The organism is Neisseria iguanae, assembly GCF_003013245.1.
Classification (GTDB): Bacteria; Pseudomonadota; Gammaproteobacteria; order Burkholderiales; family Neisseriaceae; genus Neisseria; species Neisseria iguanae.
Genome location: NZ_PXYY01000034.1, coordinates 1 through 23,083, shown reverse-complemented (window position 1 = coordinate 23,083; position 23,083 = coordinate 1). Strand labels below are relative to the sequence as shown.

Below are 23,083 nucleotides of genomic sequence, written 5' to 3'. Positions count from 1 at the left end.
GCGGCGGAACGGGCAGTTCGTTCCAATACAGGAACTGAAGCCGTTTCTTTGGGATACGCTTTTTTAATTTGCAACGGCTTATCTTCATTTTTGCAGCCCATCATGACTGATAATCTACGTCAGCCCCTTATTTATTCAACAATAAATTACAAGGCCGTCTGACAATGATGTGGGTAATACCTATGTTCAGACGGCCTTAAATCTGATTCCTTATTCCCCTGCTACCGTTATTCCGCTGATGAGTATCGAACCGATTTTGTTGGATGAGCGGCGTAGTGCATCGTTGGCGATGCCGACAATGTTTTGATACATGTCCTGCAGGCGGCCGGCGATGGTGATTTCGTGCACCGGATAGGCAATCACGCCGTTTTCTACCCAAAATCCGGCGGCACCGCGCGAATAGTCGCCGGTGATGGTGTTCACACCTTGTCCCATCAATTCGGTCACCAGTAAGCCTGTGCCCATTTCTTTAAGCAAATCGGTTTGTGCCGCATGGGTATGGCTGAGGTACAGATTATGTGCGCCGCCTGCATTGCCGGTGGAAGTCATGCCGAGTTTTCTGGCGCTGTAGCTGCTCAGCAGATAGCCTTGCACCACGCCGTTTTCAATCAGGAAACGCGGGTGGGTGGCGACGCCTTCGGAGTCGAAGTAGGTGCTGCCGAAAGCGCGTGGGATATGCGGTTCTTCGCGCAGGTTGACGAAACCGGGTAAGATTTTTTTGCCTAGGCTGTCGATTAAAAAGCTGCTTTGACGGTAAAGCGCGCCGCCGCTCAATGCACCGACCAAATGGCCTATTAAGCCGCCGGCTATGGTGGTATCGAATATTACGGGATAGTTGCCGGTCGGTAAGGTCCGGCTGTCAAGACGGCGCACGGTGCGTTCGGCGGCGGTGCGGCCAATGGTTTCCGGTGATGCCATGTCCTGGTGGCGGCAGGACGCGTCATACCAATAATCGCGCTGCATGCCTTGCCTGTCAGCGGCTACCACGCTGCAGGAGATGCTGTGGCGCGTGCCTTGCTGGTGTGCCAGAAAGCCGTGTGAATTGCCGTAAACGTATTGGTAATGGCTGGTTTGTACGCCTGCGCCTTCGGAGTTTTCGATTTTGGGGTCGAATGATAGGGCAGCTTGTTCGCATTGTTTGGCTAACTCGATGGCGGCTTCTGCGCTTAAATCCCACTCGTGATAGCGGTCGGGATCGCCGATTTCGGTGGCCATCAATGCTTTATCTGCCAAGCCGGCGCAATCGTCTTCGGCGGTGTATTTGGCAATATCGATGGCGGCTTGAACTGTATCCTGCAGGGCTTGTGGCGAAAAATCGGCGGTGCTGGCGCGGCCTTTGCGTTGGCCGACGTAAACCGTGATGTCCAACGATTTGTCTTGCTGGAATTCGATTTGTTCGATTTCGTTCAGGCGCACGCTCACGCCTTGGCCGATTGATTCGCTGAAATCGGCTTCGGCAGCCGTAGCGCCCAATTTCTGCGCCAGTGATAGGGTTTGGCCGCACAGTTGAATCAGTTCGTCTTGAGAGTGGTTGAACAGCATAAACATTATCCGGATAAAATTGTGCTTATTTTAACTGTTTTCAGACGGCCTCGGCAAAAATGTCGTCATTGTCGGAATATATTGAACCGACAGCGTCTTCATCTCATGGTAAAATCGACAATTGGGAATTTTTGCGAACAGAATAATGATATGTTTGAAAACGAAGAAGAATGGGTCAGTAAAACCCGGATGAAAAAACAGATGAACCATCTGCAGGACTTGGGCATGGAATTGACCAAGCTGTCGAACGAAGCGCTCAGGAAAATCGGTTTGGGCGAAGATTTATACGAAGCCGTGCAAACCTATAAAAAAATCACCTCTAACAGCGCGCTCAAACGTCAGGCACAATACATCGGACGCCTGATGCGCAACACCGATCCCGGGCCGGTCGAACGCTATCTGGCCAAGCTGCGCGGCGATAATGCGGCGCATAACGCTTTTCTGCAGCGCGTCGAGCAGATACGGGAACGCCTGATTGCCGACGATGAGGCGTTCACCGCGTTTATGGCCGATTACCCGAAAGCCGATGCCGGCAAGCTGCGTACCTTAATCCGCAACACGCGAAAAGAGCAGGCGCACAACAAACCGCCGAAGAGCTTCCGCATCTTGTTCCAAGAAGTGAAAGCCGTGATGGAAGGTGATACTGGCGGCGGCTTTGACGCAGAGGATAACGAAGCATAATCCGAATCCGGTTTCAGACGGCCTGACAAATAAGGCCGTCTGAAAACCATCTATCCCTATTAACGAAAACCCGAACATGGCCGTAAAGATACAAACCCGTCCCGTCAACCAATCGGTGTGCGACACCTTAATCAATGCCGGTGCCGATCCGCTGATTGCACGCCTGTGTGCCGCGCGTGATGTGAAGACACCGCAGGAACTGGAAGACAAGCTCACCGGGTTGCTGCCGTATCAGTCGCTGACCCAATGCGAAGCGGCGGCAGTGCGCTTGGCGGAAGCCATTGGGCGGCAGGAGAAAATCCTGATTGTGGCCGACTACGATGCTGATGGTGCAACGGCTTGCGCGGTGGGTGTAAAAGGGCTGGGCGCAATGGGTGCGACAGTGGATTTTTTGGTGCCCAACCGCTTTGAACACGGCTATGGCCTCACACCTGAGTTGGCGGAAATTGCGGCGAAAAAGGGCACGAATCTGCTGTTGACGGTGGACAACGGCATTGCCAGTTTGGCCGGGGTGGCACGCGCGCAGGCGTTGGGTTTGGAGGTAGTGGTAACCGACCATCACCTGCCTGCCGAGCAGGTTCCAGATTGCATTATTGTGAATCCGAACCAGCACGGTTGCAGTTTCAAGAGCAAAAGTCTGGCCGGTGTGGGCGTGATTTTTTATGTGTTGATGGCCTTGCGTGCCGAATTGCGCCGCCGTTGTTATTTTTCGGACGGCCTGAAAGAACCGAATTTAGCAGAATTGTTGGATTTGGTGGCTTTGGGCACGGTGGCCGACGTGGTTTCGCTCGACCACAACAACCGCATTTTGGTGTCGCAAGGTTTGAAACGCATGCGGCAGGGTAAAATGCGGCCGGGCATTCGAGCATTATTTGAAGTGGCGCGACGCGATTGGCGTAAGGCACAGCCGTTTGACATGGGTTTCGCGCTCGGGCCGCGTATTAATGCGGCCGGCCGTTTGGATGATATGTCGCTCGGCATAGCCTGTTTGTTGGCGGATAATGACGTGCAGGCACAGGAATTGGCGGCACAGTTGAACAATCTTAATATCGAACGCCGCGAAATCGAGCAATCTATGCTGCAAGACGCGTTGGATTCGTTCCCCGAAACCCTGCCGGACCGGCAGACCACGCTGGTTGCCTTCCGTGAAGACTATCATCAAGGCGTGGTCGGCATTGTCGCGAGCCGCTTGAAAGACCGTTTTTACCGTCCGACCATTGTGTTTGCACCGGCGGATAACGGCGAAGTGCGCGGCTCGGGGCGTTCCATTCCCAATCTGCACCTGCGTGACGCGCTGGACTTGGTGAGCAAGCGTCATCCTGATTTGATTTTGAAATTCGGCGGTCATGCGATGGCGGCAGGTTTGAGTATTTGGGAACACAATATTCCGGCGTTTCAGACGGCTTTTGAACAGGCTGTGCGCGACATGGTACGCGAAGGCGATTTATCGCAAACTTTTATTACCGACGGAAGCCTGCCCGCAGGCGACATCACGCTGGAACAAGCGCAAAACCTTGCCCGCCATGTCTGGGGGCAGGGTTTTGCGCCGCCGAGTTTCACCGACGAATTTCACGTTGTGCGCCAGCAATGGATGGGGGCGGAAGGCAAACATAAAAAAGTGTGGCTGCAAAAAGACGGCTTTGAATTTGAGGCCATGTTTTGGCGGTGCAACGAAGAACTCCCCGAGTACATCCGCACCGTGTATCGGCCGGTGGCTAACGAATGGCGCAATAATGTGGAATTGCAGCTTTACATTGACTATTGGGAAGCGGCATAAGATGAATTGGAGCAGGCCGTCTGAAACATAATTATTGGGGCTGAAGCAGATTAGCTGTCGTGTCAGACTGCAAAAATGAAGATAACCATTGCAAATTAACAAAGAATACCCAAAGAAAACTTCTCCGATTTTTTGTACCGGAAGCCACAGCCCGTGCAGCCGCTGATATTTTGGGTATCCAACCCGATTGGGCTATGTTGTCCTACCGTAAACCAGCCGGGTGACAGCCTGTCATTTGGTGCAGGAAGCCGGCAGGGTTTTCAGAGGCCCTACCGGGCCGGACGGGGGTTGTTTCGGCGGTCGGCGTAAGGGCAAACGCGGACGAGCAGCAGGGAAAGCGGCGGTATCCGGCACCTTAAAGCGGCAGGGAAAGGTTGGTACCGCCGTTGCGGGGGATAACGGACAGGATGCCTTATTTCCGGTTATCAAACAGCAAACAACACCTGATAACATTGTTTATACCGGTAGTGACAAGGGCTGTGACGTGCTTGATGCGGGCAGGTTCGCGCATCACCGTATCAACCGTTCACGGTTTTTTGCAGACCGTCAAAACCCTATCGGCGGCATTGGAAATTGTTGGAACCGGACTAGGTACGTCTTGCGCAAATACAATGGGGATTGAGCGTAAACCTTTCCCGCTGTCCTTGAAAGGATGCGGGTTCCGCTTTAACTTTGGCGTACCGTCGGGGCAGCTTGAAATGTTGCGGCAATGGTGTGGTGTTTGGGGCTAATCTGCGTCAGCCCCATAAATAATATTGACATTGAATTATTTTTTGTTTTTTTAGGTTTGAATAAACTAAATCATTCTCCATCTATTTTTAGGAAAGCACCCATGCACATCGTCGTTATTCCTTCTTGGTATCCCAAATCCGAACAAGATATTGATGGAATTTTTTTCAAAATCCAAGCTCAAGGATTACAAAAAAACAGCAAAATTAAGAAAGTTGGGGTCGTCGCACCAATGTTTCGATTTTTACGCAGCCAGCCTGAAACCATTTTTTCCGGGCCCTACGGCATAAACAAACACCGACACGGCGGTCTGAATACTTACATTTATGACAGCATGTATTTTTTTCCACGCTGCCCGATTGTCGATATCGACCGTATCCGCTGGGTTAAAGCCGGTTTGAAAGCCTTTAAAGCCTATATTCAAGAAAACGGCCGGCCTGATGTCATACATGCTCACGCTATGAATTATGCAGGCATCTTGGCTTCTGAAATTTTCAAGCAATTCGGCATTCCTTACGTCATTACCGAACACAGCAGCACATATGCACGCAATCTAATCCGAACCAACCAATGGCCGGCCATGCGCGAAGCAGCCAAACATGCAAGCGCACTTTATGCCGTCAGCCGGGATTTTGTCGAATTGCTCAATCAAAAATATCCCGGCACGCAATGGACATACCTACCAAATGTTTTAGGCAGAAATTTTACTGAACCTTTTGAATTTAAAGAGCAGTCAGACGGCGAATTTATCTTCTGCAGCGTTTCCCACCTGCGCCACCTGAAAGGGCATGATTTACTCTTGCCCGCCTTTGCCAAAGCCTTGCAGAAATATCCTCATTTAAAACTCAAAATCGGTGGCGATGGACCTGAAGCCGGTAATCTGAATAATTTGGCTGCGCAATTGGGTATTACAGACTCCGTCACCTTTTTAGGTGCACTTAAAACAGATGAAGTTTTGCATGTGATGCGTCAAAGTGATGCATTTGTCTTAGCCAGCCGCACCGAGACCTTCGGCGTGGTGTATATTGAAGCCCTTTCACAAGGTTTGCCGGTAATTGCAACAAAATGTGGCGGCCCACAATCGATTGTACGGCCGGAGAACGGCTTTCTGATTCCGACCGGGAACATTGACGAACTTGCCGATGCCTTAATTCAAATGTATGAAAACCGCGACCATTTTTCACCGAAAAAGCTACGTCAAGATTGTTTGGCCGAATTCAGCGAAGAAGCGGTTATCAACCAATTGATTGCCAAATTTGAAAATATTGTCGGATAAACCGTTGACGGACATTCCAAAAATAACGGAATTATCTGCAAAACGGAATTATCTGCAAACAAACTGTATCTTTCTCAGCAGGTCACTGCGCACTTGTCTTGAAGGATATAGTTTCTTTATCAGTCAATAGATGACTATAGAAGATTATTTATTATTTAAATTATGATTATGTCCTAGATAATCAGGATAAATTACGTTTTACTAATTATTTTAAAATAAAAATCTGAACTTTTATCCCGATGTTGTCAAAACGCCGTTCACATTCCTTCAAATACAGCTCGAAATGCGCTTTGGCAATACCGTTCAACTTGCGTCAATGCCGTTTTGCCTGATTCCAAAAATGCTTAATCCCGTTAATAGGGTTTTGTCTTTCAGCAAAATGTGTACCGTGATTGATACTAAAATGGAGAAATTCACTCACATCTATTGCATATTCGGCAGTGTGCGGGCAAGGTGTTGCGGCAACACGCCCACCAAATTGGAATCCTGCAATGCAAAAGCTGGGGTGGCAGCGAAATATAGTTCACCGACACCATCGATTTGCCGTATTATCCCGAAAAACCACTAGGCAGGGCAGGTTTGTGCGTTATAAAGGTTATACGCCGAAAGGGTATTTGCCGATGGTGATGTTGGACAAAACCAGTTTCAGACGGCTTGAACACTTTGCTTATTATTGGCTGGAGCATACTTCGGCAATTTGGAATTGGATGGCGTTTCTCAATCGATCTCGTGCTCGACAATGCCGATTCGCTGAATGCGTTTTTGATTGCGCCGCGTTTTCAGGAAGCGCCAATTCAGCATGAGATTGATGTGGTGCTGATTACGCACAACCATAACAACCATTTGGAAGTGGCCACCATACGCTGGACGAAAGACCGCAATAAAACGCTGTGGGCGTTGTTTGTATTCGAAGGCAGCAGGCGGCTATTATTGGAGCGTCGATACCGGTTATGCAAAGCATTTTAGCGATATAGGCAAAAAATACGGCGGCTTTGACCTTGCCTTTATTGAAATCAATGCGCCGATGCCGGTTGGTCGAAAACGTATATGTTCGCCGATCAATCAGCGCAGGCAGCATTGGATTTGAAGGCGTAAAAGATGGTGCCATGCATTGGGGTGTGTTCAGCTTGGGACGCAATCCGTGGTATGAATCGATTAATAATGCGGTGAAAAGTGCCAGAGAACACAGCCTTGTTTTGGATGTGCCGAAGATGGGTGAGAAATATGCCGATGGTTTTATCGGCAAGGAATAGTAGACGGATAAGGCATTGAGAAAGCAATAAGGGCTGTCTGAACGATTTATACACTTTCAGACGGCCTTTGCTTTACTACCCTTCCCTTTCAAACCGTTCTGCCAAGAAATCTAACAAGCTGCGCACGGCCAGAGGCAGACAGTGCCGGCTGAGATAGAGCGCGTAAAGCGAATAGACCGGCAGCGTCAGTTAATTCAGTTGGGAATGAGACAAGGCAGCCTGTCGCAGACAGTACGGCAAAGCAGGCTAACACCGTATCATTTCAAAGTAATTTGACTATAACACATCATAACGGCGATAACAGTCCATATAAACATATGCTGTCAGGTTAACCTGTTTGCGGAGGATTGGCAGCAAAACAGCTGTTTGCGTATTCGGTACGGTAACGGTAAAAACGCTACCGTTTCGCTTTAAAAGCCCGAATACAGCAACTTTGCCGGCGGCACCACGGCCGTTTACCTTTACGCCAAAATCACTTTCGTCAACGTCTACTTCTCTGGTAAACATTTCCAGATGCAGGCTGTTTTAATATAGTCGATTAAAATCAAATCAAGACAAGGCGGTGCGCCGAAGACAGTACGCTTAGTACGGCAAGGCGCGCCAACGCAGTATTGGTTTGATTTTAATCGACTATAAAATAAAAATAAGTAATCGTAAACGATGAAAGTAAGGCTGCGGTATTTTTGTTACACCAACTAACCAGGATGCTGTTCGGGTGGTAACTTCTGCAGCAAACAGCCCAATGAGTTTGTTTTGTTTGTACCGGCTTAGACGACTTTTACGCATGGGGATAATTCTGACTTAATTTGAATTTCCCGAGTTATCCAGGACAGCCCCTAAATTATTATTAAAACCATAGACAGGTTCGAATAAAATATACTGATTAGATTATTTCAACCCAACCGAACATTGAATTTTTCAGACGGCTTCAGTCAATACGGCAATAGGCTACCGATAAAATCTCAATCTCTTCGCGTCCTTCGGGACTGTTGAGCACGATTTCATCACCTTCACGTGCTTTAATCAGGCACCGCGCCAACGGGGAAATCCACGAAATTTTGTTTTGTGCGGTGTCGATTTCGTCCACGCCGACAATTTTGACGGTTTGCTCGCTGCCATCACCGCGCAACAATTCAACCGTTGCACCGAAAAATACCTGGTCGGTCGGTTCGCGTATTTCAGGATCAACGACTACTGCTGCTTCCAAACGTCTGGTCAGGAAACGGATTCGGCGGTCGATTTCACGCATGCGACGCTTGCCGTAAAGGTAATCGCCGTTTTCGCTACGGTCACCATTGCCAGCTGCCCAATTGACGATTTGCACGATTTCGGGACGTTCTTTGTTCACTAGCTGATAAAGCTCATTCTTCAAAGCCTGCCAGCCGACGGGCGTAATGTAGTTTTTAGTTTCTGCTGCCATAGTTAATCCTTTGCCGGAGCGCTATTTTAACGCAAAGAAAAGGCTGGGACCTTTGCCGATTCCCCATCTTTGGCACATTTCTTCGCGCCGCGCTTTTCGAACACCTGGCCTTTTCATGACATGTCTGCGCGTTCTGCGATGCGGATGCTTTGAGCTGCACCCACCTCTGGGGTTTTGCAAAGGTCTCCGACCGTCTGAAAACTTTTTTTGTTTTCAGACGGCCTCTGTTTCAGGCTTATTCTGCGTCGCTGCTGCCGATGGTGATGCCGTGTTCTATTTTGCTCGGCATGACTTTCAGCCCGCCACATCCGGTTTTACCTTCCGACAAACGCTGCAAATAGGCTTCATTAATATCGCCGGTCAGGTAAATGCCGTCAAAGCAGGAAGAATCAAAAGCTTGGATTTTCGGATTTAAGGCTTTGACCACAGCTTCCAAATCATTCAAATTTTGAAACACAATGCCGTCGGCGCTGATTTCTTGTGCGATTTGGGCAGGTGTGCGGCCGTTGGCAATCAATTCCTCGCGGGTAGGCATATCGATGCCGTACACATTTGGGAAGCGTACTTCCGGCGCGGCTGAAGCAATATAGACTTTGCGCGCACCCGAAGCACGAACCATTTCGACAATTTCACGGCTGGTGGTTCCGCGCACAATCGAGTCGTCCACCAACAACACGTTCTTGCCTTTGAATTCGGTTCCCATCGGGCTTAATTTCTGACGCACGGATTTTTTGCGCGTTGCCTGCCCCGGCATAATAAAGGTGCGGCTGATATAGCGGTTCTTAATCAAACCTTCTCGGTACGGTTTGTTCAAATACATAGCCAATTCCATCGCACTCGGGCGGCTGGTATCGGGAATCGGCATAATTACGTCAATGTTGTCCACCGGCAGTTCGCGCTTGATTTTTTCGGCCAGCGACACACCCATATTCAAACGTGCCTGATACACGGATACTCCGTCAATCACCGAGTCGGGACGGGCGAAATAAACGTATTCGAACAAACACGGTTTCAATTGCGGTTCACTGTATTGGCGCGAAAAAAGCTGGCCGTCAAAGCTGATAAACACGGCTTCACCCGGCTCAATGTCGCGTTCCAAATCATATTCCAAAGCATTAAATGCCACCGATTCGGAAGCCACAGCATAAGATTTGAAGCCGTTTCCATCAGTTTTCGAACCCAACACCAACGGACGGATGCCGTATGGATCGCGGAATGCCGCCATGCCGTAGCCGGCAATCATCGCCACCACGCCATATGCGCCGCGTACCAATTCGTGAACGGCTTTCACGGCAGCAAACACATTGTCGGTGCTCAATACTTTATTGTTGTTTTTCGATACTTCGTGGCGCAATTCATGTGCAAACACATTCAGTAAAACTTCCGAATCAGAGCTGGTATTGATGTGGCGCAGGTGTTTGTGACACACGTTTTCGTACAATTCGGCGGTGTTGGTCAAATTGCCGTTGTGCGCCAACACGATACCGAACGGCGAGCTGACATAAAACGGCTGCGCTTCGGCGCTGCTGCCCGGGTTGCCTGCCGTCGGATAACGTACATGGGCAATGCCTGAACGGCCGATTAAATCGCGCATATTGCGGGTACGGAATACTTCGCGCACCATGCCTTTGCCTTTGTGCATGTGGAACATGCTGCCCTCGGCCGTCACAATACCTGCCGCGTCCTGACCGCGATGCTGCAACATCTGCAAACCGTCGTACAAAAGCTGATTGACCGGCCCGTTACTCACCAACCCCAATACACCGCACATTTGCGTTCTCCGAATGAAAGAATTAACCCAACGAAATAACAAGATTAAACCGGTTTCAGACGGCTTGTATCAAGAGGTCATCTGAAACCGGTTCTAGTTCTATTATGAAGAATGTCCGTACCGTTCAAGCTATTACCAATGGCCGGCAAATAAGGCATCAAGACATCATGCGCCAATGTTTCAAAATAAGGAATACTGTGTGAAGCCTGCCAGTCTTCCGTTTCCGGCAAATCGGTGTAGGAACAGGCCATCACGGCCAAAGTCACCAACAACACACCTTTGGCCGCGCCGAACACCCCGCCGAGCAAACGGTTAACGCTGCCCAGCCCGATGGCTGATACGCCTGCCGCCAATAAAGAACGCAGGAAGCGCTGCACCAGCCATGCTGCGATAAACAGCATGATAAAAGCCAATGCCACGCCTAAAGCCTGCGGCTCAACAGACTTAAACGCAATTTCGGCAAACGGCACGGCAAACCACTTGGCAATGAAAAACGCCACAATCCACGTAATCAGCGAACTGATTTCGGCAATTGCGCCGCGCATGAGCGACATGATAATGCATGCTGCAATCACGCCAAAGGCCAAAATATCCGCCAAAGGAATATTACTCATTCACTACCTGCCCCGCAATGCCGTCTTTTGAACGCAGCTTTTCCAAATCTTTCGCGGCTTCCTGGCGGCTTTTATACGCATTTGATTTCACACGGTAAACCACGCCTTTATCAGTTTTGATTTCGCTGATGGTCGCGTTGATACCGGCCGCCTTCATTTTGCGCTGCAGGCTTTGCGCGCGTTCTTTATCGGCATAGCCGGCCTGGATTGCGGCTTTCTGGCCTTTGGATTGGGTATCGGCTGCTTTTTCAGACGTTTTGGATTTTGCTGATTCGGCTTTCTTGGCAGCTGTTTTTTTCTCGGTTTCTCTTGCTTTTGCCGCAGCTGCTTTTTTCTCCGCTTCGGCCTTGGCTTTTGCCGCAACAGCCTTTTTCTCTTCAGTTTGTTTGGCTTTACGTTCGGCAGCGGCTTTTTCCGCTTGCTTACGTTCGGCTTCTGCATCGCGTTTGGATTTTTCCGCCTTGGCCGCGGCTGCACGTTTCTTAACTGCTTCCTTTTCTGCGGCCAAGCGTTTCTCTTCGGCACGTTTGGCCGCACGCTGTTCGGCTAAACGCTGACGGCGCGCTTCGGCTTTCTGCTCTTCCGCCGCACGTTTTTCTTCTTCGGCCTTGCGAATCCGCTCTGATTCTTCCAAACCTTTGATGTCACTGTCGACCAATTTGTCGTTAATCAACACCAAAGGTGGACCGATGTCTTGCGGCGGTGTTGCCGCCGCAGGTTTCAATACTTCTACCGGCGGCTCAGGCCGGATACTTTCTGTGGCCGGGGCTTGCTCTTTGGCAGCCGCTTCAATCTCTTCACTGCTGCTCGGTTCCAACACAGCAGCACTAACGGCATCAACTTGCGCATCCTTTTGGGCGGCAGCGGCAGTTGGCGCCGGTGCGTTTTGCTTGCCGCCGTTGTCTGTACCCGATATGGAAGTCAACAGAATACCGGCAACCACAACCAATCCTGACGTCATCACCAAGCGGCGGCGGTTGCGGCGTTTGAGCTGCTCATAACCGGTTAAAACTTCTTTTTGCTTATCGTCAGACATGAAATTTCCTATTTACAACGTTGCCATCACATCAGCAACAGTATGAAACGAGCCGAAAACGACAATTCTATCATTTTCAGAAGCTTTCGCCAAAGCTGCCTGGTAGGCGCTTGGGACATGGTCGAACATTTGGATTTTATCAATGTCGTGCTGCACCAGTTTGTCCTGCAAGGCCTCAATCGTCATGCCGCGCGGCATATCCAAAGGCGCGATGTACCATTCGTCAAACTGGTCTTTCACAATATCCACTACGCCGTCGATATCCTTATCGGCCAACATGCTGAACACCGCTATGCGGTTTTGCGCAAAGGCCAGCTTAATCAGGCTGTGGCGCAATGCACGGGCGGCATGCGGGTTGTGGCCGACATCCAAAACCGTTAACGGATGCCCCGGCAACACTTGGAAACGACCCGGATTTTCCACCAGCAGCAACCCGCGTTTAATCGCACCGATATCAATCGGCAATTTACCGTTCAAGCATTCCAACACCGTCAGCGCTACGGCGGCATTACCGATTTGATAGGCACCGCGCAAGGCCGGAAACGGCAGCGCATTACGGCGTTTGGGCAACAGGCCGTCTGAAACTTTCGGATGGAATTGATAATTCCATTGTACATTTTCCAAGGTGTTGAAATCAAAATCTTCTTTGGGTAACAGCAAATTTGCACCGATGGCTTCAGCGTGTTGGCGCAACGATTCCGGCGGCGGATTCTGGCCGCAAATCGCAGGCTTGCCGCTGCGGAACACACCTGCTTTTTCAAAACCGGCCTGCTCAACGGTATCGCCCAAAAATGCCTGATGATCTAGATCCACGCTGGTCACCACGGCACAATCGGCATCGAACACATTCACTGCGTCCAATCGCCCTCCTAAGCCGACTTCCAATACCATCACATCCACTTGCGCGCGCATGAAAATATCCACCGCAGCCAAGGTGTTGAATTCAAAATAAGTCAGCGAAATGTCACCGCGCGCCACTTCAATGCGTTCAAACGCCGCCACAATGGTTTCATCATCAACCGGCCCGGCGTTCACAGCAATCCGTTCGTTAAAGCGCAAAATATGCGGGCTGGTCAGCGTGCCGACTTTGAAGCCGGCCTGTTTGTAAATCTGCGACAAATAGGCACACACCGAGCCTTTGCCGTTCGTGCCTGCCACCACTACCACGGGACATTTCGGCGTCAGGCCCATGCGCGCTTTCACTTCGCCGACGCGTTCCAAACCCATGTCAATCAGGCCGGTGCTGTGGTCGGTTTCCAAATGAGAGAGCCAGTCTTGTAGTGTTTTCATTATGTTAAAGATATTTATCATTCGAGGCCGTCTGAAATAGACAACCGCTTTTATCATTCAAACCCGGATTTTTGTTTGACCGGATTTTCCGCCTGACACCAACGCGCCCAAACACGCAAGCGGCGGTGGGTTTCGTTATCCAACATATCGGGCAGGACCAATTGCCACATGGTACGGCTGCCGGTATGCCATTGCAAAAACAGCACATAACGCGTAACCAAGGAAGAACCGCCCAATACTGCTTCAAACGCCGTCTGCTCCCGCCCGACAAAGATAGCCGCCTGCTGCAGACGGTTTACCGCGATTTGCGTAACCGCCTTACGGCCTTTTAAACCGGCATGACGCCAAGCATAGGCGGAACTCACCATCAAACCGAGCAAACCCAGCCACAGCATTGCACCGTAAAACCACGCCGCGCACATTACCGCCGCAATCAGATGCAGAACAATCACAGCGGTTTTCAGGCTGCGGGAAGGCGTCAAGGCCGTCTGAAAAGCAAACATGGCATTACATCATGTTGTCGAACACGGGGCTGACATTTAAATCGGCATCTTCCATGTCCAAAACCATATCATGGATTTCGATTTCGAAAAATTCCCAAAATGCCTTCAGGCTCATGTCTTGCGGCCATTTGGCTTTATCCACGTCCCATCCGGCGATTTCCGCTTCAAAAATCTGCCGGTAACGCTCGTCAAAATACGAAATCACCGCTTCCGGTTCATCAAATTCCGGCACCAAAAACACCGAACAGTTGGTGCGGATTTGTTCTACCGTCAAATCAGGCATATTTTCATCCGCCGATTTCAGCCATTCTAAAAAACGCGCAGCCGGCTTCAACACCACTGCGGTGCGGTCAACAAAATACATCGCTATCCTTTAACTTCAAGATATTTCAATTTCAAATATTTTTCTCTTTAATGCCGTCTGAAAAGCGTTCAGACGGCATAAGCCATCTGCTAATGCGTCATCACCTGCTGCAAAAACTGCCTGGCGCGCTCATGTTTCGGGTTGGTAAAAAATTCTTCCGGCGCGGCTTCTTCGATGATTTGTCCGTGATCGACAAAAATCACACGGTCAGCTACTTCGCGGGCAAAACCCATTTCGTGCGTCACACACATCATGGTCATGCCGCTCATCGCCAGATCCTTCATCACTCTCAACACTTCGCCGACCATTTCAGGGTCAAGCGCGGAAGTCGGCTCGTCAAACAACATCACGCGCGGCTCCATCGCCAAACCGCGGGCAATCGCCACACGCTGCTGCTGACCGCCCGACAATTGGCTCGGCCAGGCATCTTTTTTGTGTGCCAAACCTACACGCTCCAGCAATTCCATCGCCTTGGCTTCCGCTTGGGCGCGGCTCTGCCCTTTTACTTTCATCGGCGACAACACAATATTTTCCAACACGTTCAAATGCGGATACAGATTGAAACTTTGAAACACAAAGCCTACTTCTTCACGCACTTTGTTCAGATTGGTTTTCGGGTCGGCCACGTTCACGCCATCCACCCAGATTTCACCGCTTTCAATGCTTTCAAGCTGGTTGACAGTGCGGATTAAGGTGGATTTGCCGCTGCCCGACGGACCGCAAACCACCACCACTTCACCTTGTTTAACTTCCAAATTCACGCCGTTAATTACGTGCAAATCTTTGAAATGTTTATGTACTTTTTTGAATTTAATCATGTTTTACTTTCAGACGGCCTTATTTATCCGTTTGACGGGTTGGTATCATTTCAGCGCACAAAATCGCGTTTATACGCCATATGGTTTTCAATATTGGCTCTGGCGTCTTTTTCATCCCAAATCTGAATTCCCAAGGATAATAGAAATACTGCTGTTTTTGAAATAAATATGCACGCCGATGTAGCCGTCTATGTCGCGCAAATACCAGTTTTTCAAACCATATTCCGCTTTCCAGTCATCAAGCCTTTCCAAAAGCCCGGCCACCGTTTCAGATGGCCAAATCAGGCGCGCGCCGAAAATATCGTTGAGAATATTGCTGACCGGATATCGGTTTTCACGCGCCAAATAGCGCTCGATTTTGTGGTCTATGCTTTCGGCGGTTTTCACGCGGTAAAAAAAGTCGATGCCACGCGTATCGGCAAAAGCCAAGTAATCGTTAATCGCTTCGTGCAGATTCAGGCGGTAAGACAAAATATGTTCGGTCGGCACGTTTCGCAGCGTATGGCTCAAATTGATTTTTTCTACTTTGCCGCTGTCGAAATAATCATGCGAATATTGCGTATGGATACGGTTGATTTCGCGGACTAAACGCTCGGTTTTATGCAGATTGGTTTCCATTGCTGCCTTCCTCTTCAGACGGCCGCCTTATTCACCAAATAATTGCTCAACGCGACATATTTTTCCGGCGTAATGTGTTCGGCGCGGTCTTGCGGGCTGATACCCACGGCTTCCAAATCGGCATCGCCAGCCAATTTTTCCAAATTGTTGCGGATGGTTTTGCGGCGCTGGTGGAAAGCGAGTTTGACCAGTTTGGCAAAATGTTCGAAATCGCCGGCTTTGCCGATGCGGTGTTTCACCGGAATCATACGTACCACGGCGGAATCGACTTTCGGAGCGGGGGAGAACGATTCGGGCGGCACGTCAATTAAAGATTCCATCTCGAAAAAATATTGCAGCATCACGCTCAGGCGGCCGTAGTCGTTGGTTTTCGGTTTGGCCACCATGCGTCCGACCACTTCTTTTTGCAACATAAAGTGCATGTCGACCACGTCATCGGCGACTTCGGCCAATTTAAACAGCAGCGGCGTGGAAATATTATAAGGCAAGTTACCGACGATTTTCTTTTTGCCTTCGATGCTGTTGAAATCGAATTGCAGCACATCGCCTTCGTGTATCACCAATTTATCGGCAAACGGCAGTGTTTTCAAACACCTGATGATATCGCGGTCGATTTCGCAAACGTGCAGGCGGTTGAGCTTTTTTGCCAGCGGCTCGGTAATCGCAGCAAGCCCTGGGCCGATTTCAATCACGACATCACCGGCCTGCGGACGCACGGCATGGACGATATCGCTGATAATTCGCGTGTCTTGCAAAAAGTTTTGCCCAAAGCGTTTGCGGGCTTTGTGTTCTTTCATACGGCTTCTTTATTTGGGGATTTCTCAAGGAAGTATTGTAACTGAAAATATCCGCCGGTTGAGAAAAGGCCGTCTGAAAACGGAATATTTTTTTACCGCGCTTTCAGACGGCCTGTATCGCTATTTATCAAACGGCGGCACAGCCAGACCGAATTGTGCCAAAAGCTCAACGGTTTCAAATACGGGCAACCCCATCACGCCGGTAAAACTGCCCTGCAGGTGGGCGACAAATACGCCGCCCAAGCCTTGAATACCGTAAGCACCGGCCTTATCCATCGGTTCGCCGCCGGCAATGTATGCTGAAATTTCTTCCGCGTTCATGGCTTTAAAGGTGACGTCGCTCTGTTGCAAAAGTGTGCGCGTTTCGCCTTGCCAATACGCGCTGACGGCGGTGTAGACCTGATGAGTGGTGGCGGATAATTGTGCCAGCATTTCGGCCGCATGGGCCGGATTTTCCGGTTTGCCCAAAATTTGGTTTTGATAAGCAACGGTGGTATCGGCAGTGAGAATCGGAAACTCGGGCGGTTCGGTATGGGCGGCCTGCCATTGCGCCACGGCAGCAGCGTTTTTCCCACGTGCCAGCCTTTGCACATAATCGGCGGCCTTTTCCTGCGGATACGGCGTTTCGTCGATCTCGGCCGGCAAACGCTCCACCGTATAGCCCAAATTTTCCAAAATTTCACGCCGGCGCGGGCTGCCGGAAGCAAGATAAATATGGTTCATAATTTGATAAACTTTATAGGGTTTCCAGACTGCTTCAATATAGGCCGTCTGAAAATTATTTGTATTCCTGCGCCAGATTAATGTAATTCACCGCCGATTGTTTTAAAAACGCTTTTTCTTCATGGGTCAGCGCGCGCGCCTGCTTGACAGGTGAACCGAGATACAGAAAACCGCTTTGCAAATGCTTACCCTGAGGCACCACGCTGCCTGCACCGGACCATAACTTCATCGTCAATCACCGCGTCATCCAACACAACCGCGCCCATACCTACCAACACGCGGTTGCCGATGTTACAGCCATGCAGAATCACTTTGTGGCCGATGGTCACGTCTTCACCGATGATTAAAGGCGAACCCTCCGGCTTTTGCGGATGCGTGCCGGTGACGTGCAACACGCTTCCGTCTTGAATATTGGTGCGCGTGCCGATACGGATATGGTTCACATCGCCGCGCATGGCCACCAGCGGCCAAACGTTGACCTCCTGGGCAAGACGGACTTGGCCGGTGACAACGGCGGTATCGTCGATAAAACACATCTCATGAATCTCGGGAGCGTGGTGTGTGTAAGGCCGAATCGGCATGGCACACTCTTTTTAATCAATATTGGAAACGGATTTATAACATAATCAATGCCATCTGAAAAAGCGGTTAATTTGTTCGGGCTGCCTTGTAATTGGGTCATTTATCCTAGGGCGTGTCCTTATCTCTCCTCCACAGCACATTTTCGAGCAAAAATGCGCGGATACCAGGCGGTCCTTAAAGAGAACGGTTTATTACACGCTGCGCCGGTAAAACCAGCCCGCGCGGCAAAGTTTGGAGCCCTTACGCGCATTTCCAACGCAGTAGGCGTGTTCCTATGCCGGGAAAATGCCGCATGATGAAATGGGAATACGTCTTAAGCAGCCCGAAGCCTGCGCGCTACCATTATCAGTTGCCTTCTTTTCCCCCAAAGGCCGTCTGAAAATCATCCACATTGGTTTCCAGACCACCCTATTATCGATAAACATTTGTTTCATATAATTAAAAAAACAAGATTCTGCAAAGGAAAAACCTATATCCAACCGCCTTTCCCAACTGCCTGGCTGCTGCCTGCCCGTGATTCAAACGCGATAGCCGGCGCGCAAAACAGCCGCCTGACCATCGCTGCCTGCCACGCTGGTGCGCTCGGTTCACTACCTGCCGCCATGCTCCCGCCCAAACAGCTGCGTACCGAAATAGAAGCCATACGCGCTGCGACCGATGCACCGTTTGACATCAACTTTTTTTACCCACTACCAGCCCGCATCCGATGCCGACAACATGCAGCAATGGCTTGTCACACTTGCACCCCGGTATCAATACCGATGACATTGTACACGGCGTCAGGCGGCAACCTTTCGGGGCGGCTCAGGCGGAAGTCATTGCCTAACTCAAGCCGCCGGTAGTCAGCTTTCATTTCGGTTTGCCCGAAGCAGATTTGCTTCAGCAGGTCAAACAAAGCGGAGCGAAAATTTTGGATTCCGCTACTACTGTTGGCGAAGCGCGTTGGCTGGCAGAACACGGCACCGATGCGGTAATTGCACAAGGCTTAGAAGCGGACGGTCACCGCTTGATGTTCCGCAGTAATGTGCATGAACAAATCAGCACCTTTGCGCTGCTGCCGCAAATCCGTGCGGTGGTAGATGTGCCGGTGGTTGCGGCAGGCGGCATTAGCAATGCGGCCGCCGCACGCGCGGCGAAAACATTGGGTGCAGACGGTATCCAAATCGGCACGGCTTTACTGCTGGCCAACGAAGCCTGCACCGGCGCCCTGCAAAGCCCGCGTGCGGAAACCACTGCTTTAACCAACCTGTTTTCCGGCGGGTTGGCACGCGGCATCATCAACCGCTTTATGCGTGAAAACGGCTATATTCACGCTGATGCACCGCTTTTCCCTCTGGCTCAAAGTGCATCCGCCCCATTGCGTGCCGCTGCTGAAAAACAATGTAGCGATGAGTTTTCACCATTGTGGGCAGGGCAAAATGCACCACTTGCACGCAGCGGCAGCACGGCAGAAATTATTGCGAAAATTGTAAGTGGGTTTATGGAATAGCTTCAAGGATTGATTGTTTTTAGATAACAAAGGCCGTCTGAAACTTCAATCATGTTTCAGACGGCCTGTCTTTTTTTATTCCAACCAAATCATCCAGCCAACAATTTTTTCCAACGCGCCGCTTGGAAACGCACTTGCTCCGGCGCGGTGCCGCCCAAGTGGTTGCGGGCGTTCAGGCTGCCTTCGGGCGTGAGTACGCCATAAACGTCTTCAGCCACCAAATCGGAAAAACCTTGCAACACCTCCAGCGGCAAGTCGCTTAAATCTACGCCTTGTTCATCGGCGTGACGCACGGCTCGGGCAACCACTTCATGCGAATCGCGGAACGGCATGCCTTTTTTCACCAAGTAATCGGCCAAATCGGTGGCCGTAGCAAAGCCTTGCATCACGGCGGAGCGCATGTTTTCCGGCTTCACAGTCACGCCGCGCATCATGTCGGCGTAAATGCGCAAGGTATCAATCAGCGTATCGGCCGTATCAAACAAAGGTTCTTTGTCTTCCTGATTGTCTTTATTATAGGCTAATGGCTGAGATTTCATCAGCATAATCAAACCCATAAGATGACCGATGACACGCCCTGACTTACCGCGTACCAGCTCGGGTACATCGGGGTTTTTCTTCTGCGGCATAATGCTTGAACCGGTACAGAAGCGGTCGGCGATGTCGATAAAGCCGAAACGCGGGCTCATCCACAAAATCAGCTCTTCACTCAAGCGGCTCAAATGAATCATCACTAATGAAGCGGCGGCGGTAAATTCAATGGCAAAATCGCGGTCGGACACGGCATCGAGCGAGTTTTGACAGATTTGCTCAAAACCCAACAATTCAGCAGTGACTTCGCGCTGAACCGGATAGGTGGTGCCGGCCAATGCCGCTGCACCCAACGGCATGCGGTTGACACGTTTGCGACAGTCGGCCATGCGCTCGAAATCGCGACCGAGCATTTCGACATAAGCCAGCATATGGTGGCCGAAACTTACCGGCTGGGCAACCTGCAAATGGGTAAAACCGGGCATCACCACTTCGGCATTGGCTTCGGCCAATTCGACCAAGGCCGTCTGAAGGTCTTGAATCAAGGTTTGGATGCCGGTAATTTGGTCGCGCAGCCATAAGCGGATGTCGGTAGCGACTTGGTCGTTGCGGCTGCGTCCGGTGTGCAGGCGTTTGCCGGCATTGCCGATTTTCTCGGTCAGGCGGCGTTCGATGTTCATGTGTACATCTTCCAAATCCAGCGACCATTCCATCTTGCCGGCTTCAATTTCTGCTATAATCTCGGCCATACCTTGTCGGATGGCGGATAAATTACCGGCACCCAATACACCGCTTTGATGCAGCATTTGCGCATGTGCCAAAGAGCCTTGAATATCCCACTCGGCCAGACGCTTATCAAAACCGATAGAACCGGTGTATTTTTTCACTAATTCAGATACCGGTTCGTTAAAACGGCCCGACCAGGTTTTATCATTACTCATTACACTGTTCCTCAGATATAAACAAAAAGTTAACCGCAAAAATCAGGTTGACATATAAAAAAACGAAACGGCTAAGAAGGTTGCACACATGTCTATTATACGTCAATTGTCTCTGAAAATATCCCAAACTTTCGCCGTGCCTGATTGGCGCAATTTGACTACGGTGATACGGCTGCTGATTATTGTGATTTCGTCACTGCTGTTGTTTCCTTTAATCAGCGAGTCAACGCTGGGTTACACCGAAGAAATCTACCGCCATCTGCTTTGGGTCGCACCTGTGCTTTTTCTGATTTTGCTGAAGGCTTTTTTCATCAACAGTTTCCTGCCTTCACTCCAACATTCCAAATATGCTTTTTTTATTTCTTATTTCATCAATTTAGCAATTTTCCTGTTTGTCGAATGGGTGATTCTGAACAACCTCAATGATCCTGACAGATTCATCCAGCATTTCTGCTTATTCAATATTTTCGTGCTCGGTTTTATGTTTACCGAAGCATCGCGCATCAACAGCCTGGCACCTTCTATCTCAGAAGCCCGCTTAAGCGCACTTACCGCCCGCATCCGGCCTCATTTTCTGTTTAACAGCCTAAACGCCGCCATCAGCCTGATTCGTTTGCGCCCGTATGATGCTGAAGTGTTGCTGGAAAATCTGGCCAACCTTTTCCGCGCCCAACTACGCGACGGCAGCCAAAGCAGTACGCTCGGGCAGGAAATCGAATGGGCGCAGGAATACATCGCCATCGAACAAATCCGCATGGGTCACTTGCGTGTGCAGGTGATGTGGCAGCACCAAGCGCCCGACGATGCGGAAACACCGCACCTTTTATTGCAGCCATTATTGGAAAATGCAGTATTTCACGGCGTGGAATCAACCCACCGTCCGGGTATAATTACCGTATTGACCAAACTGAATAAATCTTCGATTTATATCCGCATTGAAAACCCTTACACACCGCCGGACAGCGGTAAAAACCTCAAGCCGCATAAAGGTAATTCGATGGCCTTGCACAACTTGAAAGAACGCCTGACCTTGATGTACGACAACGATGCCAAAATCCAAAGCCGCGAGCTTGACGGCGTGTTCCGCGTTGACATCCGCCTGCCTTACCGCAAGAAAAATTCCGATGTAAACCGTTTGTTTGGCGGTTAAGCGCCGGATAATCAAAAGGCCGTCTGAAAACCTCATTCGATATTCTGCACCTGTTCACGCATTTGCTCGATTAACACTTTCAATTCCACCGAAGCCCGGGTACATTCGGCGGCAATGGCTTTGCTGCCTAAAGTGTTGGCTTCGCGGTTGAGTTCCTGCATCAGGAAATCCAAACGTTTGCCGACACTGCCTTTGCTCTCGGTCACAATGCGGCGTACTTCACCGACATGGGTGCGCAGGCGGCTGAATTCTTCATCGACATCGGATTTTTGAATAAACAGTGCAAATTCCTGTTGCAGGCGGTCATTGTCGATATTTGCAACAGCATCGGCCAAGCGCGTGCGGACTTTTTCCATGTGCGCATCTAGCAAACCCGGGAACAATTCGCTCAATGCATCGACAATGCCTTCCATTTTTTCCAAGCGGTCAAGCAGATGATCGGCCAGTTTCCTGCCTTCGCGTTTGCGGGCGGCGGCAAACTCTTTCAACGCCTGTTTTAACAAATCCTGCACCGCTTGTGCAAACGCTTCAAGATCTTCGCTTTGGCTGGCCAATACACCCGGAAATTTCAAAATATCGGCCACGGTCAGCTTGCCCAAACCGTCAAACTGATCGCGCCATTGTTCATTTAAACCAGCCAGTTGCACCACCAAATCCTGATTCACTTCCAAGCTTTGCGCACCTTGGACGATGTCTTGAATTTGAATACGGCATTCCAATTTACCGCGCACGGCTTCAGCGGCAATCTGTTCGCGCAACGCACCTTCCAAATGGCGCAAATCATCAGGCATGCGGAACTGCACGTCTAAATAACGGTGGTTAACCGCGCGGATTTCCAAATTAATGCGCTTGCTGCCGCATTCACCAGCGGCGTTGGCAAAGCCGGTCATACTGCGAATGGTCATGGTTTTACTCCGTTTCTACATTACGAGTGAAAATGGTTTCAATATACCATAGTGACCAAGCAGATGACAGGCTGAGACCTTTGCAAAACCCCAGAGTTCGGCCTATTGGACATTTGGGATGATTTTTCATCCCAAATCCTATTCCAGGCTACTAAAATATCTTCTGACAAATATAATCTCACCCCCTCTTCCCAAGCCCGGGGGCATCAGGTTTTCGTCTTTAATTCAGTGAATTTCCCCTCTATAGCTGTTTTACTAAATAACGGGCACAGA

20 protein-coding genes and 7 pseudogenes are annotated in these 23,083 nt (G+C 50.1%); 9 read left to right on the top strand and 18 right to left on the bottom strand.

All coding sequences use genetic code 11. The annotated features are described in order from the left end of the window. Nucleotides 1-210: 210 nt before the first annotated feature. Complete coding sequence (pmbA, locus tag C7N83_RS06805) at nucleotides 211-1,542, bottom strand: metalloprotease PmbA (RefSeq protein WP_106741548.1); 1,332 nt, start codon at nucleotides 1,540-1,542, stop codon at nucleotides 211-213. Nucleotides 1,543-1,692: 150 nt separating this feature from the next. Here pmbA and yjgA point away from each other — a divergent pair, with 150 nt between their 5' ends. From yjgA to C7N83_RS06785, 4 genes and pseudogenes are all read left to right on the top strand, one after another. After that, a complete protein-coding gene (gene yjgA / locus C7N83_RS06800; protein WP_106741546.1) occupies nucleotides 1,693-2,223 on the top strand; it encodes a ribosome biogenesis factor YjgA in 531 nt (176 codons plus the stop codon). 76 nt (nucleotides 2,224-2,299) lie between these two features. After that, nucleotides 2,300-4,000 carry a single-stranded-DNA-specific exonuclease RecJ gene (recJ, locus tag C7N83_RS06795; RefSeq protein ID WP_106741545.1) on the top strand — a complete coding sequence of 567 codons (1,701 nt, stop codon included), beginning with the start codon at nucleotides 2,300-2,302 and terminating at the stop codon, nucleotides 3,998-4,000. A 59-nt stretch (nucleotides 4,001-4,059) separates the two neighbouring features. Next, nucleotides 4,060-4,731, top strand: a pseudogene (locus C7N83_RS06790) (IS1595 family transposase). 101 nt (nucleotides 4,732-4,832) lie between these two features. After that, a complete protein-coding gene (locus C7N83_RS06785; RefSeq protein ID WP_106741543.1) occupies nucleotides 4,833-6,005 on the top strand; it encodes a glycosyltransferase in 1,173 nt (390 codons plus the stop codon). A 205-nt stretch (nucleotides 6,006-6,210) separates the two neighbouring features. On the opposite strand, the pseudogene C7N83_RS06780 reads toward C7N83_RS06785, so the two are convergent. Beyond that, nucleotides 6,211-6,432 (bottom strand): annotated as a pseudogene (locus tag C7N83_RS06780) (IS1595 family transposase); the annotation flags it as partial. 236 nt (nucleotides 6,433-6,668) lie between these two features. Here C7N83_RS06780 and C7N83_RS06775 point away from each other — a divergent pair. Beyond that, nucleotides 6,669-6,971 (top strand): MBL fold metallo-hydrolase, encoded by a 303-nt coding sequence (locus C7N83_RS06775; protein ID WP_146135108.1) that lies wholly within the window; start codon nucleotides 6,669-6,671, stop codon nucleotides 6,969-6,971. Between the two features lie 50 nt (nucleotides 6,972-7,021). Next, a complete protein-coding gene (locus C7N83_RS06770) occupies nucleotides 7,022-7,258 on the top strand; it encodes a hypothetical protein (protein WP_146135107.1) in 237 nt (78 codons plus the stop codon). Nucleotides 7,259-7,537: 279 nt separating this feature from the next. On the opposite strand, the pseudogene C7N83_RS06760 reads toward C7N83_RS06770, so the two are convergent. From C7N83_RS06760 to C7N83_RS06695, 14 genes and pseudogenes are all read right to left on the bottom strand, one after another. After that, nucleotides 7,538-7,791 (bottom strand): annotated as a pseudogene (locus C7N83_RS06760) (IS1595 family transposase); the annotation flags it as partial. Between the two features lie 109 nt (nucleotides 7,792-7,900). Then, a pseudogene (locus tag C7N83_RS06755) lies at nucleotides 7,901-8,044 on the bottom strand (IS1595 family transposase); the annotation flags it as partial. A 142-nt stretch (nucleotides 8,045-8,186) separates the two neighbouring features. Continuing rightward, nucleotides 8,187-8,678 (bottom strand): transcription elongation factor GreB, encoded by a 492-nt coding sequence (gene greB, locus C7N83_RS06750; RefSeq protein ID WP_106741536.1) that lies wholly within the window; start codon nucleotides 8,676-8,678, stop codon nucleotides 8,187-8,189. A gap of 235 nt (nucleotides 8,679-8,913) precedes the next feature. Then, nucleotides 8,914-10,449, bottom strand: a complete 1,536-nt coding sequence (gene purF / locus C7N83_RS06745; protein WP_106741534.1) for an amidophosphoribosyltransferase — start codon at nucleotides 10,447-10,449, stop codon at nucleotides 8,914-8,916. 77 nt (nucleotides 10,450-10,526) lie between these two features. After that, on the bottom strand, nucleotides 10,527-11,063 hold the full coding sequence (locus tag C7N83_RS06740; protein ID WP_106741533.1) for a CvpA family protein: 537 nt from the start codon (nucleotides 11,061-11,063) through the stop codon (nucleotides 10,527-10,529). Beyond that, a complete protein-coding gene (locus C7N83_RS06735; protein WP_106741531.1) occupies nucleotides 11,056-12,099 on the bottom strand; it encodes an SPOR domain-containing protein in 1,044 nt (347 codons plus the stop codon). The genes C7N83_RS06740 and C7N83_RS06735 overlap by 8 nt, the downstream gene beginning before the upstream one ends. Nucleotides 12,100-12,111: 12 nt before the next feature. Continuing rightward, nucleotides 12,112-13,389: a bifunctional tetrahydrofolate synthase/dihydrofolate synthase gene (folC, locus tag C7N83_RS06730; protein ID WP_106741530.1), complete on the bottom strand. Its 1,278-nt coding sequence runs from the start codon at nucleotides 13,387-13,389 to the stop codon at nucleotides 12,112-12,114. A 53-nt stretch (nucleotides 13,390-13,442) separates the two neighbouring features. Further along, complete coding sequence (locus C7N83_RS06725; protein ID WP_106741528.1) at nucleotides 13,443-13,892, bottom strand: protein YgfX; 450 nt, start codon at nucleotides 13,890-13,892, stop codon at nucleotides 13,443-13,445. Between the two features lie 4 nt (nucleotides 13,893-13,896). After that, on the bottom strand, nucleotides 13,897-14,256 hold the full coding sequence (locus C7N83_RS06720) for a hypothetical protein (protein ID WP_106741526.1): 360 nt from the start codon (nucleotides 14,254-14,256) through the stop codon (nucleotides 13,897-13,899). 89 nt (nucleotides 14,257-14,345) lie between these two features. Further along, entirely contained in the window at nucleotides 14,346-15,074 is a 729-nt protein-coding gene (locus C7N83_RS06715) for an amino acid ABC transporter ATP-binding protein (RefSeq protein WP_106741524.1), read from the bottom strand. 50 nt (nucleotides 15,075-15,124) lie between these two features. Continuing rightward, a pseudogene (locus tag C7N83_RS06710) lies at nucleotides 15,125-15,692 on the bottom strand (nucleotidyltransferase family protein). 14 nt (nucleotides 15,693-15,706) lie between these two features. Further along, a complete protein-coding gene (gene rsmA / locus C7N83_RS06705) occupies nucleotides 15,707-16,489 on the bottom strand; it encodes a 16S rRNA (adenine(1518)-N(6)/adenine(1519)-N(6))-dimethyltransferase RsmA (RefSeq protein WP_106741523.1) in 783 nt (260 codons plus the stop codon). 120 nt (nucleotides 16,490-16,609) lie between these two features. Further along, complete coding sequence (locus C7N83_RS06700; protein ID WP_106741521.1) at nucleotides 16,610-17,212, bottom strand: Maf family protein; 603 nt, start codon at nucleotides 17,210-17,212, stop codon at nucleotides 16,610-16,612. Between the two features lie 55 nt (nucleotides 17,213-17,267). Continuing rightward, nucleotides 17,268-17,793: pseudogene (locus C7N83_RS06695) on the bottom strand (gamma carbonic anhydrase family protein). A 426-nt stretch (nucleotides 17,794-18,219) separates the two neighbouring features. Between C7N83_RS06695 and C7N83_RS16600 the strand changes: the two are divergent. After that, a pseudogene (locus C7N83_RS16600) lies at nucleotides 18,220-18,459 on the top strand (hypothetical protein); the annotation flags it as partial. Nucleotides 18,460-18,668: 209 nt separating this feature from the next. Continuing rightward, nucleotides 18,669-19,283, top strand: coding sequence for an NAD(P)H-dependent flavin oxidoreductase (locus C7N83_RS16595; RefSeq protein WP_281256747.1), 615 nt, complete (start codon nucleotides 18,669-18,671; stop codon nucleotides 19,281-19,283). An 89-nt stretch (nucleotides 19,284-19,372) separates the two neighbouring features. On the opposite strand, the gene argH is transcribed toward C7N83_RS16595, so the two are convergent. Beyond that, nucleotides 19,373-20,755: an argininosuccinate lyase gene (argH, locus tag C7N83_RS06685; RefSeq protein WP_106741519.1), complete on the bottom strand. Its 1,383-nt coding sequence runs from the start codon at nucleotides 20,753-20,755 to the stop codon at nucleotides 19,373-19,375. Between the two features lie 88 nt (nucleotides 20,756-20,843). Between argH and C7N83_RS06680 the strand changes: the two genes are divergently transcribed. Next, nucleotides 20,844-21,905 carry a sensor histidine kinase gene (locus C7N83_RS06680; RefSeq protein WP_106741517.1) on the top strand — a complete coding sequence of 354 codons (1,062 nt, stop codon included), beginning with the start codon at nucleotides 20,844-20,846 and terminating at the stop codon, nucleotides 21,903-21,905. 32 nt (nucleotides 21,906-21,937) lie between these two features. Here the strand turns inward: C7N83_RS06680 and C7N83_RS06675 are convergent, their stop codons facing one another. Next, complete coding sequence (locus C7N83_RS06675; protein ID WP_245911158.1) at nucleotides 21,938-22,810, bottom strand: YicC/YloC family endoribonuclease; 873 nt, start codon at nucleotides 22,808-22,810, stop codon at nucleotides 21,938-21,940. Between the last annotated feature and the right edge of the window lie 273 nt (nucleotides 22,811-23,083).